The following is a 14077-nucleotide window of genomic DNA, read 5'->3' on the forward strand; positions in this document are numbered from 1 at the left end:
AAGATAGCAAAACAAAACGCAGAGATTTTGCGTTGAGGTAAGGAGCCGCGGAGATGGCGGAGGGAGCATAGATCAACTATGTGACCGACAGAGCCGAGCACGCAACACGCTCCTGCGGTTGCGACACTTCCGCAATCCGTGGCGGTCGCACGCGCACCGACTCTGCTCCGTGCAGATCTGGTGTACCCTACATCCTTGTAGGGCGACGCCACCACGGCGCAAAAGATAGCAAAACAAAACGCAGAGATTTTGCGTTGAGGTAAGGAGCCGCGGAGGTGGCGGAGGGAGCATAGATCAACTATGTGACCGACAGAGCCGAGCACGTGACGCCACCACAGCGCAAAAGATCAAGTTTAAGGGCCTTTAGCTCAGTTGGTTAGAGCATCCGACTCATAATCGGCAGGTCCCCAGTTCAAGTCTGGGAAGGCCCACCATATTAAATAAAAAAGGCCACCGCTTTTAGGTGGCCTTTTTTATTTAACACGCAGTGTCATTGCCTGTCATGTTCGCTCTGCGCCAGTTCACTCATTGCGCAGCAATGTGAAACAAGGCGATAGCCGCAGCCCGCAGGGTCACAACAGGCCCAAGCCTGTTGTGATTAACTCTGGGAAGGCATCTTTTTTCTTTTCCTCGGCGTGAACCCCATCCAGCGATAAAGGCCACCGATTTTAGGTGGCCTTTTTTATTTAACACGCAGTGTCATTATCTGTCTTGTTCGCTCCGCGCCAGTTCACTCAGGCAAACAAAGGATCACCTGTTTTCATTGAATTGAAATAACCAATACGGGTTTGGATTAAGGCCATCATTCAAAAAAATAAGTGGCAAAAAATGCCACTTATTTATACTTCAAGTTAAACGTATTTGTAAAACTTCGAACAGAGTTAACAGCCTAGGCTGCTGCTGAGTCCGCCTGTTTGTCCTTCCACGGCGGGCTCCTTATAGCTCGGTAGGGAGGGCATGATGTTCAGACCTGAGCGCCATTCCACTTCATTAACCGTGACTTCTTTACTGCAATGGCTCGCGCTGCGAGATGTGTTTTGCTCCATGATAAAGGCCGAAGCTTCCACCCAGCCGTTGTTGTCGGTAATCACAACTTTAAAGTAGCCCGACGGTATGGTGTGTGATTCATCGGCGTTAGGTAGGGTGCCGAAATACCACTCGTACAAGGGACCTGTAACCACATAGACATCTTGGCCAGTGCGCGCAAGATTGCGCACCGCGGTTTCTAATCGCACCCATGGCCCTTGGTTTAGGTCTGAAGATTGCGGCGTAATATTGGAAAGGTAATTCGTTTGCGCCCAGTAGGCAGTGTTACTGAATGAGGCCAGAGGAACCTGATGCCCGCGGTCGGTACCTAGGGTTGCGTGGGCATTGGTGTAATCCGACGGCTCCAATGTTGCGCTGCTACTGATATTGGGGTCTGCCTTCCAATAGCGTGATCGACTTGGCCCGTCGATGGTGACTTGAGTCACCTGATAAGCCGTCCAGTTCGCAAACTTTGTGGATGAATTATTGTGCAGTGTGTAGATGGGGCGCGTAATGGTTTGGCCGGATTTACCCGTTGGACAACCATAGACACAATTCCCAGCAAATACCCAGCTACTGGCAAGTGATACCCCAAGTGAGACGATAAAACAGAAGGTGTTTTTCATAATTATTCCTACTGAAGATTGATTGACTTTGAGTACAACAGAGGAATATTAGTGGAGCGGTACGCTAGTGCCAGTTTTAATCGAGAAATATTTTTTGGAAGAAATGTTGGTAAGGTTTTTATGGATTTAACTTAATTTAAGTTAACGACTTGTGTAGGCCGAGCGATGTATTGAGCGGTCACACAAAACACATTTAGGTATTGAAAGGGTGGGCTTTTTACGAAAATGGCTGGGAGGAAAAGTGTGTTTGCCTCACTGCCAGAATAGGCTCGTTAGGGCAATGCGCAATCTGAGTTGGGCGTTGTGTCTTGCACCAAGGGCGGCAGCGGGTGCGAGAATTTCTCGTGCCGCTTGGGTGTAATTTATCGTGGCATCCTGTCGAAGCGCCTTGCTCAGGGTGCCGATTTCTCGCCCCAGTAACGCTGCATCTCAAAAAATAAAAACGAAGCCGACCAGGTGATAAGCACCAAGCCCGTCAAGGATTCGATGCCAGTTAAAAAGCGCAGGTTGCCGACGGGTTCGATATCGCCGAAGCCTACGGTGCTGAATACCGTGAAGGAAAAGTACACGCAGTCCATCAAGCTGCCGTTGAAGTTGCCCACTAAGGCGCCCCAGCCCGCAGTGTGGGTCATGTAGTAGTAGGCGAAGGCAAATATCCAGACCTCAATGGCGTGGGCGATCAGCGCCCCAAACACGCCAAACACGATTCGGTAGCGGTGCTTAATGGGCATTTTGGGGACGATGATCGTGATCCGATAGAGAAACTCATAGTGGGTAAGCACCGCCATAGCGACCACTAGGCAATTGAGAATAACTGCTGCAATCATGTGGCGCTCCTGCGTATCGGTGTTGTGTCAGTTGTTGTATCAGTTGTTGTATCAGTTATTGTTTCTGCTGTTGTTTTAGGCGCAGTTGAATTGAACTGCGCTGCAAAATAAATCGCAGCGCGCAATTTATTTAGGCCGCTTGTACACAGCGCCCGCCTTCATCACAAAATTGACTCGCTCAAGCACTGATACATCGTCGAGCGGGTTCGCGCTCACGGCGATAATGTCGGCGGCGTAGGTGGGTTTGATTTGTCCCAATCGATTTTGTTGGCGAAGCAGTGCGGCGCTGTGCAGTGTGGCCGCCTGAATCGCTTGCAGCGGCGTCATGCCAAATTGCACCATGCGGCTAAATTGTTTGGCATTGTCGCCGTGGGGGTAAACGCCGGCATCAGAACCAAATACCACGCGCGCACCGGTGTTAACCGCAAGGGCAAAGCTCTCGCGTTGGCGGGTGCCCACCTGGCGCTCTTTATCAATGTTTTCCTGCGGCACGCCGTTCGCTTCACCCATGCTCAGGGTGTACTCGGTGTTGTAGATGTCCATGGATAAAAAGGTGCCGTGTTTCTTGGCAAGCTTGGCAGTTTTTTTGTCTAGAAAGCTTACGTGCTCAACGGAGTCAACGCCCGCTTGAATGGCGTAGGCGATGCCCTCGGTGCCGTGTGCGTGGGCCGCAACCGGGCGCCCGTGGGTGTGGGCTTCATCCACAATGGCCTGCATTTCTTCAAGCGTGTATTGGCGTTGTCCCACTTGCGTGCCTTTCGAAAAAACGCCGCCGGTGGCGCAAAATTTAATGAGATCCACTTGGTACTTCACATTTTTTCGCACCTGCGCACGGGCCGCCCAAGGGCCATCGGCGACACCGTCGGCGCGCTGATTAAAGGCGTGATTCAGTGAGTTTTCATCACAGTGGCCACCGGTAATACCCAGTGCAGGGCCCGCCACGAACATGCGCGGCCCCGGTATATCGCCCGCATTGATGGCATTGCGCACGGCCACGTCTTGGTAGTCGCTCGAGCCCACATCGCGCACGGTGGTAAAGCCCGCTAGCAGGGTTTTCTTCGCATTCACTACCCCGCCAATAACGGCGCGATGTGGCGATTCAAATAGCGGTGCATAGAAATCCCCGCTGAAGTTTTCCACCAAGTGGGTGTGCATGTCCATAACGCCAGGCAGTACCCAATGATTGCGCAGGTCGATAATTTTTACGTCGTCGCCAGTAAGGTAGCCGGGTTTAACGGCGCTGATTGTATCGCCCTCGATGACAATGGTGTGCGCGCTAAGTATTTTCCCTGTTTCCACATCGAGCAGGTGGCCGGCGTGAAGATATATTTCGGCATGGCCGAGGGATGAGATTAATAGACCGATGGTGAGCGAGGCTGCGCGGGTAAACGAAATCATTGGCTGGCTCCACAGTGTTATTGGTTTTGTCGCGCTCAACGAGCGACGGTTGGATGGGCGGCTCTTAGAATACGGCATAGTGCGGCACGCTGTCGCCCTGATGTTCTAGCTCGTCAATTTATTCAATGTAGACGGTTAGGCTAATCCATGCTGCTCGAGGCTCGCCGATAAAATACCGGTCGCCGCTAAAGGCTGAATAGTCGGCGCGCTCGGCGTAGCGGGTGTTGGTGAGATTGGTGATGCGCGCCCCGAGCGTCAGCGATCGTGTGAGCTGGTGCTGCACGCGCAAGTGTGCCAACCGGTGGCCCCTGTAGGCGTGGGTGTTTTCTAAATTTGTGTAGTAGCGGCCCATGTCGAGCAGTTCCAGTTCGGCGTGGGTTGCTGTGGTGGGTGTCCAGTTAAGACGCAGGGTCTGCAGTGAATAGGGTGCAGAGACAACGCGATTACCCTGAGTTGCGATGTTTGCGTCGCTGCCGGGCGCGGAGACATTGGTGCGATAGTGGTGATCTGCCAGTGTGCCGGTAAGAGCGATCTGCCAGTGATCGTTCAGCTGCCAATTCAGCGCGTATTCAAAACCTTGGTGTTCCGTTTTGCCGCCGTTGATGTTCAGTCGGTCTGCGCTTTGGAATATCACCTGATCTTTGCGCATGTGAAATGCGGTGACACTGTAGCGCAAACCCGCCCATTGGCCGCGCAGGCCCAGCTCATTGCTGTGGATCGATTCCGAATCGAGGTGCGCATTCATCTGGCCATTTTGCAGTCGGTACATCTCTGTAGCTTGGGGCGCGCGCTTGCCTTGTGCATAGCGCGCGAACACCGTGTGGTTTGCGCTAATGTGATGCAACAGCGCCACATGGGAGGACAAATTGCCAAAGCGATCGGAGCGGTCATCTGGGCGTGAATAGCGGCAACCCACGGCGCCGGTAAAACCGTTGATGCAGGGGCTGCCATCTTCGGCGGTATCGCCGCTAATCATTTTATTGTGGTAATCGTAATGCAGGGTTTCGTAGCGCAGTCCAACCGTCGCGGCCGTGTGTTCGGTGAGTTGCGCATCGAGCAGGGCAAAGGGCGCGGCCATCAAGCCCTGTACGCGGTAATCGTAGTGTTTGCCCGCAGGAAAGGCTGAAAACCCACCTGCTTGCGTTTGCGACAGCCAGGCGTCGGTGGATTCTGCATCCAGCCCCGCCGTCAGGTGCAGGTCGCTGTTGATGGGTGAAAATAATGCAGATTGCACGCCAAAGCTTCGATGGCCGTTTTCTTCCACCGGCGTACCGGGCAGAAAATGCATCATGAAAGTCATGTGGTTGTAGCGGGCGTAGGGCGTTATCAACCAACGTGTGCCGCTGCCCGAACCGATGGCAATACGCGTTTGCACGCGCATAGATTGTGCATCGCGAAAGGCCTCTGGGTTGGGGTTCTCCCGCAAGCGGTTGGGATCTCGGTAGGCGTCGGTGCCCACCACATAGCCCGCCGTTTCTTGATTGAGGTTGTTGATGCTCAACAGCGTGTGCGTACTCGCATCATCTGTGTGGTAATCGTAGCGCGCGGTGAGTTTTTGTTGATCGAAGCCCGCGTCGTCTTTGAAACCGCCGTCGTGAGCGGCGTTGAGGTTTAATCGAAAGCCTTGCTGTTCGTCCGCGCTGCCGTGGCTGACTTTAATGCGCGCGTAATCGTTTGCGCCGGTTTCAAAGCCCAACATACTCGCACGCTGATCACCGGGTGATTGGCTGATGACGTTGATGACGCCGTGTTGTGCATCTGAGCCAAACATGACTGTGCTGGGGCCCCGCAACACATCCACTTGTTGCGCTTGTTCGGTGTTGAGGTCAAACAGTTGGTTAACATTGCAAAAGCCCGTGGCGCGCACGGGTACACCCTCTTCCGTGATCGCAAAAGCGCCGCAGCTGCCAGCGCCGGTGAGTACCGGTGAGCGAATTGCGGTTAGGTGCTCCTGCCCATTGCCGCGCGCTATCCAAACCCCGGGCACGCGGGCCAGTGCTTCAGAGGGATGCGTGGCCGAGACCCGCTTGAGTTCATCCTCGTCGATCACCGCCACGCTGGTGGCGAGAGTGGAGAGTGCTTGGGCACTGCGCGTGGCGGTAACAGTGACGGTTTCCAGCTCGGTGGCGGTCGCCGTGTGCACATTGAGCAGCGTGGCAATCATGCTTAACAGGAGTGCGCATGGGCCGCTCTTGCGATAAAAAAACTTCATGGTGCTCCCGTGGGGCTGATGGCCGTGGCCGCTATAGTAGCAGCCTAGTCTGGCTAGAACCCAGTGCCCGCTCAGTTTGGTTTGCGATTGGCGGCCATGGGGGCATAATCGTCCACTTATAAATTGAGGAGCGTGTGGGTGGAACTGTTAAATGTAGATCTCTTAGGCAAATCGCTGCGCTTAGATGCGTCGATGGCGGGTTGGCAGCGATTGTATTGGGGGGGCGAACTGGTATCGGAATTGGCTGCCACTGGTGATCCCTCGGGCCAATTTTGTCATGCGTTTTCCCTGCGCGCCCTCGAATCTGCTGCGTCAGATGAGCCCGCAGACAGCGAGACGCAGCCCACCGAAGTGGAATGCCGATTAAATGTACTGCTGCATTGGCAGCCATTCAGTTTGAATTATGCGCTAACGGTGGCGGGTGAGGATTATCTGGCGGGCGTGCGTGATGTGAAAGACATAGAGCAGCAACACCCTGTGCAGGTGCCCGATCAAAAAGCCAAGTTCAGTCTAGTGGGGTTGGGCTTACTGGGGCTGAAATTGCTGAAAAGCGCCAAGGTAATCAAGGTGGCGCTCGCCGGTGCCAGTCTCGCCGCCTATTCGTGGCTGTTTTCGTTTCAGTTTGCGGTGTCGCTGATCGTCTGTTTAGTGATCCACGAATATGGTCACATTCGCGCCATGAAGTATTTCAATATCCCCACCAAAGGCATCTATCTGATTCCGTTTTTTGGCGGCGCGGCGCTCACCGACGGCAAAATAAACACCCGCTGGCAGGATGTGGTGATATCCATCATGGGGCCAGTGTTTGGTTTGTTCATGTCATTACTGTGCGTATTCTTGTGGTGGTTAACGGACAACATCTTTTTCGCTGGCCTGGCCGCATTTAACTCGCTACTGAACCTGTTTAACCTGCTGCCGATACTGCCGCTAGACGGTGGGCACATTCTGAAGAGCGTGAGCTTTTCAATGAATAGCCTTGTGGGGTTGGTGTTGTGCGTGGTTGCGGCCGGATTTGGTGTGTGGCTTAGCTATACGCTGGGATTGGCACTGCTGGGGTTCCTACTGCTGATTGGCACCATTGAAATTCTAGCGGAATGGCGCAGCCGTCACGCCAGCCACCTCTTGCCTCTGGACCGCTACGGGCAGGTGTTTGCCACCGTCTGGTATTTCATTACCTTGGGCAGTTTTGTTGCAATTATTTGGTACTTTGCGGGCAGCGGTGATGACATGTTGGGCTTGCCGCTAAAAATATTGCAGAGCTAATGGCATCTGATTACTGCGCCTTAGGCTCACTCCCGTGACTGCTTTACCGCACTCCCTGTGCGGGTTCATTGGGATTGAATTTGATTTATTTATATTTAAGGAGATGAGATTGCGGGACGTGTTAAGAAAGAAAATAGTTGAGGTGTGTGATCATAAAATAGATAAAAAAGGTGCGGATGTGGGCCTCTCCTTCTATGCATTTTTCAAAAACAAGAATGATCAGCCACAGCTTTTGATGGAAGCGGCGCGATGGTGGATAGAGACTCACCAATTGGACCATTTTGAGAAGGCCAGTAAGGTTAAGGCCATGGTGATATCGGGTGTGTAGCAGGCGCTAACTCGATGTTTCTATTACCCATTCAAGCTATCTATTAAGGACGATTGTTAACATGAAATTATTGTCAGCTACTGTGTGTTTCATGGTGTCTCTATTATTGTCTGGGCCGTCAATGGCAGAGCAGGCGGATTTTGACTATGAAAAATTTACTCAAGACTATTTTGCGGCGTGGACAAATGTTCAGAAGCCAAATGCTACCGAGGAGGATCTCGAGCGATACCTATCGTTTTTGACGGATGATGTGGGTTATCAACACCTGCCCTACTCAAATGATGACAGCCGGACGCCCGAAGGGAAGGCGGCGCTGCGCAAGGGCATGACCTATTATCTCGGTATCCATACCGAGTACGCCGCAAGACTGACGAATCAGGCCTATGGGCACAATGTCATCATGATTGAATTCGATACCGAGGCGAAGGGTGTACATCCCGACAACAATCAGATGTTAACGTTTAACCACCACTCCTTTGAAGTACTTGAAATTGAAAACGGTAAGGTGTCTGTGATTCGCCACTATAGCAAATAATAAATAGCAAATAGCTGTAATTACGCGATGCATTAAGGCGGGCATGGGCTCGCCTTAATTTTGTGTACGCCAAGGCAGGTGAGGTTCTTCTGGCTTATCAGTACCGCTAAAGTATGTTGTAAAGGACTGAGATCCACAGCCCGCACAAGCAGATCAGGCTAAATCCGAAGGTAAAAAATCGATAAGTGACGTTGTTGTTCGTCAAGTGGATAAAGCTGTGAACTACTCTGGCGGCGACAAACAGCCAGGCAAAGATCAGTGTAACGAGTGCCTCGTTGCCCGAAATGAAACCTAAAATAATGCCAACATAAAACAGCGGCGGAATCTCAAAGTGGTTTTGTACATGCCGAGACATCAAATGAAGGTTGTCGGGCTGGCTGCCTTCGTTGTAGGTTCGGTAATAGCTGATCTTTACCGCGCGACTTCTGATGGCATGGAAGCGCATTAGGCCAAGCCTGAATACGCAGAGCATTGTCAGGCTAAACATCGCAAAGGCTGGGTAAAGGATCTCTATTTGGCTCATTGGGTTTCCTAAGTGTGGGTGGTGATATGCAACTGCTGTATCATGTTGCCCATATTTATTTGAAATCTATCTATTCGATCGCTAGTTTATCTTTCTGGGCGACACGATGTTTACTAGAAACATGATGATGAACGTAGCGAATCCAGCGCCCATTGCAACTAAAACGCTTAAGCCATAGAACTTACCCAAAACCATTGATACGCACAGATTGACGCCAAACCATATCCAACCTTTCTTCTTGTCTGCAATCGCTAGTCTGTATATTAGGATAGAGACCGCAAACATCATATAAAATCCAGCTCCCACAGTGAATTCTCCATCTTATTAGGGCGCGGTGGCGTGACTCGATATGCGCTTTTATGCGGCTTCCTTGCTGGCTTTTCTCTTTTTAAATATTGTTGACACAATCACGCCAACTAAAAGAATGTAGAACAGATATTCTCCTGATTTTGAAGAGGCTGTAACGGGAAGGTTGAGCGCCATAGGTAAAAGAGCGCATGTAAATAGCCCTGCAAAAAATGCAGCAATTTTTGCGATGCTGGATGCAATCTTATTTTCGATCTTTCTGGCTGTGTAGAAACCAATAAAAATAATTGCTGCGCCGAGCGCTGCTGTTAGAAAAGCCACGATATTCATCATCTATCCTTAAATGTTATTTCCCTTGGATCATGAAGGCGGATCATGGAGTCAGACACCATGAATCCGCTCTTTGAGGTTGGATCAGGGAGTTGGCCCCGTGATCCGACCCCTTGGTCCTCAATTATTCACGCTCCTGTCGATTACTACTTTGCAAAGAGCATTAGCTGCTTCCCTTTGGCGCTTTTTCTTCATCAAGAAGGTGCGGTTCCATGTTGGTGTCGATCACTTCTTGGACCGTGGCGCCGCCGATATCTTTACAGGTTTTATCGGAAGCGATGTCAAGCTTCACTGCCTCGCCTCTTACTACAGGGCGTACTACGCGCCAAGGCCAAAAGCCAAAGCGCTGCGAGCCAACATAATTTACGATTGCGTTGGCACCAAGGGTGTCCGCTTTCTGTGCAAAGGCCGGCAGAATGTCTGCCACACTGCCGTAGGAGCCTTTGCCTAGTTTAATGCGTTGTATTTTTTCGTAGCTTACATCCGATGCAGGTAGGCCAGTAATTAAACAAATGGCCATTGGGTCGCTGGCTTTAGTGGTGGCAGAGAATAGTACTAAAATCAGCAGGAAAAAAAGGTTTCTCATTGTTGCAGTCCTTGGTCTTTAATAATTGTTGTTTTTCGCTTTACGTGGCGGGAAACGTTTAAGTTTGTTCATTTTCTTTTTATACGGGCCGTAGTACAACGGAGACCACGTGCTTTCCGCGTCATAGAAAACGAACCAAAAGAAACGTACCCCGGCTACGCGCCCTATCGGGTTCGCTCGCTCCAGTCGAATTTTAGGGGTCGCGAAAACAGGCTCCTGCCTGATCGTCGCTCAATTGGGCGTCCATGCCCAATTGCCCCCTAAAATCCGACTTCCGCTCACCGCTGCGCAAGGGGCCCCAAGGGCGGCACTTCGTAGTAAGTTGGAATTTTAACTCTTATCCAGGGGGTAGGTGAAAATTAACTTAGTGCCATTAGAAACTGACCGCTTGATCCCCTTGATCCACGAACTGGATAATTAGGGTCAAATAAGGATTCACACTATTTTGTGCGCCATAATTCTCATCTGACCCCAGTTATACTTGTTGCTACGCCTTATGCTTCAAATAATAGAAGTCGCCCTCGTCGGCAAATATATCAAATCCATGGGACTGATAGAAGTTGAGAACGCTGGTATTGGTTCTAAATACCCTTAGGCCAATATATTCTTGTTTTGTATGTTCCTTTACTTGGGCCAGTATTTCGCCGCCAATGCCCGCCGACCGATATGCCGGCAGCAAGATTAACATCATGATGTAGTGTTCATCGGCAATATCTTGGATTTGAATGTAGCCCACGGTTTGTTCATCTATACGTATTAAACTGTTTTCGCAGTCTACCCACCGCTTTTGAAAATCCGCCAGCTGCCACTCCTCATCCCATCCCCATATTTCCTCTATGTGTGGTTGCATAGATTGGCAATAGTTGTCCCAGAAGAAGCGTTTATCCGAATTTTCTGCTTTTACGTAATTCAAATTCATGGTTGGGGTCACTGGTTATGTCATGGCGAGGCGGGGCAGGGTGTCTGATCCCTAGGTGAGAATTGACAGTGGTTTAAACACCCTAATTCTTATCTGACCCCGACTATTTCTTGGGTCAGTATTTTGCCGCCAATGCCCGCCGACCGATATTCTGGCAGCAAGATTAACATCATGATGTAGTGTTCATCGGCAAACTCTTGGGTTTGCATGTAACCCACGGTTTGTTCATCTATACGTATTAAACTATTTTCGCAGTCTACCCACCGCTTTTCGAAATCCACCAGCTGCCATTCCTCATCCCATCCCCATATTTCCTCTATGTGTGGTTGCATAGATTGGCAATAGTTGTCCCAGAAGAAGCGTTTATCCGAATTTTCTGCTCTTACGTAATTCAAATTCATGGTTGGGGTCAGCTGGTTGTGTCGTGGCGAGGCGGGGCAGAGTGACTGATCCCAAGGTGAGAATTAACAGTGGTTCAAACACCATAATTCTTATCTGACCCCGACTATTTTCGATGCTTTATCTTTAAATCAGAGCAGTGTTGCGGCAACCTCTGACATCTTTTTATAGTTATGACCGACATTTGGCACTAATTGCAGGCTCCAGCTGAAGGCAGTGCCACGCTCCGTGGCTGTGGCTTGTGAGGAAAGAAAGAAATTTTTTCCTCGCTCAAGACGGTCAGCGCCTTGATTCGTCGCTGCGCTTGTTTGGTCTAGTTTACCTTGCTGTGCATTATTGTCGAGTTCACCTAGCAGGATCACAAGCTGCTTTTCAAACGATTTATCCAAATTATGCTTTACTGAATCAAGCCCATAAGGGTAAGGCACAGTGTTGCTCATGAACGCATACGAACCAGCATTGGCCGCAATGGCTTTTCTGATCCGAGCATCAGGTTTAAGTGCAATCATGCGTTGAACAAATTGCCCGCCTGCGGAGTGACCAAATATGTCATAGCTGCTGATCGACAGTCCATTAGTGGAGTTTACGTAGTCAAAAATATTTTCTATAACGGTAAATGCCCACTCATCTTCAGGGTTTGACCAACCGAAATAGCTTCTAACGTTTCCTTCTTGATAATCATTTGTTATCACTTTGTAAAACTTGCTCTCAAACTCAGGAGCAATCAACATCAAGCCTTTTTGATCGGCTATATCTGACCATGCATCCAGATAGCTTTCGGCATTTCTACTCATGCCATGCATGATAAACAGTATAGGTTTGTCTTGAGCCCATTTCTCTGGCTTATATGTCCAAACCCGGATAGTTTTTCGATCTGTGTGTCGATAGGCGTTTATTACAAAGCTATCCTTTCCCGATGGGATAGTGCTTACCTCAGTTCTGTCTGGACCTTTCGGCATAACGTACAGGTAAATGTACCCAAGCGACGCAAGAATTGCGACCGATAGTAGAATTGATGTCAGTGCCCATTTTATTAGTTTCACTTTACTGTCCCTGTGCTATTAAATAATTGGCTATGATTTGTGGTGAATAGCCCTGGCAGCCTATTTAGGATTAATATTGCTAGGGCTAAATGTCGATCGAGGAATCTGTCCTCTTGATCAGAATGACGTAGCTACAAAAATAGATGAAAGAGCAATTGCGGAGGCAATAGTGACGACTACTCGTTTTTTCATTATTAAATCCTTTTGAAGGGCAACTGAGATCAGAGTGTTGACCATGCCAAAAGGATAAAGTTCAAAAGCAAGCCTTTATCAAAGGCGAGCGTCTGCGACCCCTTTATCAATTCGCTTTTTACCGTCCCTTGGAGAAGGCCATCTCGGTACTCCTTCCGCCAGCGGGATAACATGAAAGGATGAATTCCCAGGCCTTCAGCGACCTGTTTTATCTGAATATCAGGCTGGTAGCTCATCTTTACCGCCCGAATCTTGAATTCAGTTGAATATTGCCACGTTTTTCGTGGGTTGTTGTATTTTGGCACAAACACCTCCAGATAAGTTATCTAGAGGTGTCCATTAAAGCGGGGGAAGTTCACGGCGACCCTAAAACCACTTGCTATGCAATGCGCCTTCTTCCTGAAATTATGAATAAATACACTGCCAAAACTGACATCAGTGGAAAACCCAAAAAAAGTATAAATGAGATAATCTTCAGACAAGTCCTATGCCATTTTGGATTATGATTAAATTCAAAAATACCCACTGATGTGCAAATAAGACCTGGCACCAACAGAAGAATAATCACTATTTGGATCTTTGCGATGCTAGTCAACGAGGAGAACACTTGATCTGAAGTAATTTCGAAACCAAATATAGTTACCGCTTGAAACATGACCAACATAAGATTTGATGTATATAGAAATCCACAAAGACCGACTATTGTTAATGAAACCAATCCAAATATTATTAATATACTTTCAATTTTCACTTCGATTTCTCTTTCCCTAGTAATGCTGGTGTTTTTTGCGTGTCATTCGACACCTCCATATCAGTCAAATATAACTATACAGGGTGTCTACTTTTCGCGGGTAACTTGGATGCATAACGCCCGCAACAGCCGAGAGCGTACCGCCATTGATTGCGGCTTTGTGGAGTTAAAATTATGGATCTCGGGGTCAGACACCATGATTCCGATCTTTGAGATTCGATCAAGGAGTCTGAGCCCTTGATCGCTTACCCCAAACTTCTCATTTACTCGTAGACTTGCTGGGACGACCATTTTGCAATATATCTACCTCCGGTAATTGCAATTTTCTCTAGACGGTCGCATGCGCCAAATGCTACTCCAGAGCCAATTACCTTTTTAGTGAATTTTATAACTTTCCCACCTTTTAAAATTTCTGCTGCAACGGTAGCAGACGAGCTTGGTCGTATAGCCATAAAGGTCCATCGGTGAGGTATGACATTCACATAGGTTACTTTAAGAGTGTACTCCTTTGGCGACGATGCGCTTGGGTCATCATGGGAAATAATGTTGGCATTGTACTTCGTAGCCGAGTCCAAGATAGACGTAGATAATTTTTCTAGCATCGAGCATTCTACTTTTACTTTTCTCACATCTAAATCACCCGAAAAATCTACCGTTTCAAGTGACAGAGCAGGCATGGTCGATTTGGCTGGAATATTATCCGATTTCAATACTTTTTTATGGCTATTGCTTGCCCCGCAGGATGAAATAATCATCGATATGAGCGCCACAAGAATGATTCTGTTAATCAAATTGGTTTCTCCATAATTGTGT

Annotated in this window: 15 protein-coding genes and 1 tRNA gene; 4 read left to right on the forward strand and 12 right to left on the reverse strand. The window is 49.2% G+C overall.

Going from position 1 to position 14077, the window contains the following annotated elements:
- Positions 1 to 357: 357 nt before the first annotated feature.
- Positions 358 to 434 (forward strand) — tRNA-Ile (locus FHS30_RS01180).
- A 447-nt stretch (positions 435 to 881) separates the two neighbouring features.
- On the opposite strand, the gene FHS30_RS01185 is transcribed toward FHS30_RS01180, so the two are convergent.
- The 4 genes from FHS30_RS01185 to FHS30_RS01200 form a co-directional block, all read right to left on the reverse strand.
- Positions 882 to 1652, reverse strand: coding sequence for a DNA/RNA non-specific endonuclease (locus FHS30_RS01185; protein ID WP_183907482.1), 771 nt, complete (start codon positions 1650 to 1652; stop codon positions 882 to 884).
- Positions 1653 to 2044: 392 nt separating this feature from the next.
- Positions 2045 to 2479 carry a potassium channel family protein gene (locus FHS30_RS01190; protein WP_183907484.1) on the reverse strand — a complete coding sequence of 145 codons (435 nt, stop codon included), beginning with the start codon at positions 2477 to 2479 and terminating at the stop codon, positions 2045 to 2047.
- 126 nt (positions 2480 to 2605) lie between these two features.
- Positions 2606 to 3877 (reverse strand): Xaa-Pro dipeptidase, encoded by a 1272-nt coding sequence (locus FHS30_RS01195; RefSeq protein WP_183907486.1) that lies wholly within the window; start codon positions 3875 to 3877, stop codon positions 2606 to 2608.
- Between the two features lie 118 nt (positions 3878 to 3995).
- Positions 3996 to 6089 (reverse strand): TonB-dependent receptor, encoded by a 2094-nt coding sequence (locus tag FHS30_RS01200; protein ID WP_246341106.1) that lies wholly within the window; start codon positions 6087 to 6089, stop codon positions 3996 to 3998.
- Positions 6090 to 6227: 138 nt separating this feature from the next.
- Between FHS30_RS01200 and FHS30_RS01205 the strand changes: the two genes are divergently transcribed.
- From FHS30_RS01205 to FHS30_RS01215, 3 genes are all read left to right on the forward strand, one after another.
- The gene (locus tag FHS30_RS01205; protein WP_183907488.1) at positions 6228 to 7352 is read left to right on the forward strand and encodes a site-2 protease family protein; all 1125 of its coding nucleotides are present in this window, start codon (positions 6228 to 6230) and stop codon (positions 7350 to 7352) included.
- Between the two features lie 34 nt (positions 7353 to 7386).
- Positions 7387 to 7680: a DUF6500 family protein gene (locus FHS30_RS01210; RefSeq protein ID WP_343048894.1), complete on the forward strand. Its 294-nt coding sequence runs from the start codon at positions 7387 to 7389 to the stop codon at positions 7678 to 7680.
- 61 nt (positions 7681 to 7741) lie between these two features.
- The gene (locus FHS30_RS01215; protein ID WP_183907490.1) at positions 7742 to 8215 is read left to right on the forward strand and encodes a nuclear transport factor 2-like protein; all 474 of its coding nucleotides are present in this window, start codon (positions 7742 to 7744) and stop codon (positions 8213 to 8215) included.
- A gap of 106 nt (positions 8216 to 8321) precedes the next feature.
- Here FHS30_RS01215 and FHS30_RS01220 read toward each other — a convergent pair whose 3' ends face one another.
- The 8 genes from FHS30_RS01220 to FHS30_RS01255 all read right to left on the reverse strand — a co-directional run bounded on the left by FHS30_RS01220 (position 8322) and on the right by FHS30_RS01255 (position 14055).
- Positions 8322 to 8738, reverse strand: coding sequence for an MAPEG family protein (locus tag FHS30_RS01220; RefSeq protein ID WP_183907492.1), 417 nt, complete (start codon positions 8736 to 8738; stop codon positions 8322 to 8324).
- 357 nt (positions 8739 to 9095) lie between these two features.
- A complete protein-coding gene (locus tag FHS30_RS01225; RefSeq protein ID WP_183907493.1) occupies positions 9096 to 9374 on the reverse strand; it encodes a hypothetical protein in 279 nt (92 codons plus the stop codon).
- A gap of 163 nt (positions 9375 to 9537) precedes the next feature.
- Positions 9538 to 9960 (reverse strand): hypothetical protein, encoded by a 423-nt coding sequence (locus FHS30_RS01230; protein ID WP_183907496.1) that lies wholly within the window; start codon positions 9958 to 9960, stop codon positions 9538 to 9540.
- 487 nt (positions 9961 to 10447) lie between these two features.
- The gene (locus tag FHS30_RS01235) at positions 10448 to 10879 is read right to left on the reverse strand and encodes a GNAT family N-acetyltransferase (protein WP_183907498.1); all 432 of its coding nucleotides are present in this window, start codon (positions 10877 to 10879) and stop codon (positions 10448 to 10450) included.
- Positions 10880 to 10968: 89 nt separating this feature from the next.
- Positions 10969 to 11280 (reverse strand): GNAT family N-acetyltransferase, encoded by a 312-nt coding sequence (locus FHS30_RS01240; protein WP_183907500.1) that lies wholly within the window; start codon positions 11278 to 11280, stop codon positions 10969 to 10971.
- A 129-nt stretch (positions 11281 to 11409) separates the two neighbouring features.
- Positions 11410 to 12321, reverse strand: a complete 912-nt coding sequence (locus tag FHS30_RS01245) for an alpha/beta hydrolase family protein (RefSeq protein WP_183907502.1) — start codon at positions 12319 to 12321, stop codon at positions 11410 to 11412.
- Positions 12322 to 12542: 221 nt separating this feature from the next.
- Positions 12543 to 12818: a transposase gene (locus FHS30_RS17255; RefSeq protein WP_183907504.1), complete on the reverse strand. Its 276-nt coding sequence runs from the start codon at positions 12816 to 12818 to the stop codon at positions 12543 to 12545.
- Positions 12819 to 13527: 709 nt separating this feature from the next.
- A complete protein-coding gene (locus FHS30_RS01255) occupies positions 13528 to 14055 on the reverse strand; it encodes a hypothetical protein (protein WP_183907506.1) in 528 nt (175 codons plus the stop codon).
- Between the last annotated feature and the right edge of the window lie 22 nt (positions 14056 to 14077).

Origin of the sequence: Simiduia aestuariiviva (assembly GCF_014192475.1) — a bacterium.
GTDB classification, from domain to species: domain Bacteria; phylum Pseudomonadota; class Gammaproteobacteria; order Pseudomonadales; family Cellvibrionaceae; genus Simiduia; species Simiduia aestuariiviva.

Coding starts and splice junctions, on each gene's coding strand:
- FHS30_RS01215 (WP_183907490.1), top strand. CDS start 7,742: ATGAAATTATTGTCAGCTACTGTGTGTTTCATGGTGTCTCTATTATTG.
- FHS30_RS01225 (WP_183907493.1), bottom strand. CDS start 9,374: ATGAATATCGTGGCTTTTCTAACAGCAGCGCTCGGCGCAGCAATTATT.
- FHS30_RS01230 (WP_183907496.1), bottom strand. CDS start 9,960: ATGAGAAACCTTTTTTTCCTGCTGATTTTAGTACTATTCTCTGCCACC.
- FHS30_RS01185 (WP_183907482.1), bottom strand. CDS start 1,652: ATGAAAAACACCTTCTGTTTTATCGTCTCACTTGGGGTATCACTTGCC.
- FHS30_RS01200 (WP_246341106.1), bottom strand. CDS start 6,089: ATGAAGTTTTTTTATCGCAAGAGCGGCCCATGCGCACTCCTGTTAAGC.
- FHS30_RS01240 (WP_183907500.1), bottom strand. CDS start 11,280: ATGAATTTGAATTACGTAAGAGCAGAAAATTCGGATAAACGCTTCTTC.
- FHS30_RS01190 (WP_183907484.1), bottom strand. CDS start 2,479: ATGATTGCAGCAGTTATTCTCAATTGCCTAGTGGTCGCTATGGCGGTG.
- FHS30_RS01235 (WP_183907498.1), bottom strand. CDS start 10,879: ATGAATTTGAATTACGTAAAAGCAGAAAATTCGGATAAACGCTTCTTC.
- FHS30_RS01195 (WP_183907486.1), bottom strand. CDS start 3,877: ATGATTTCGTTTACCCGCGCAGCCTCGCTCACCATCGGTCTATTAATC.
- FHS30_RS01220 (WP_183907492.1), bottom strand. CDS start 8,738: ATGAGCCAAATAGAGATCCTTTACCCAGCCTTTGCGATGTTTAGCCTG.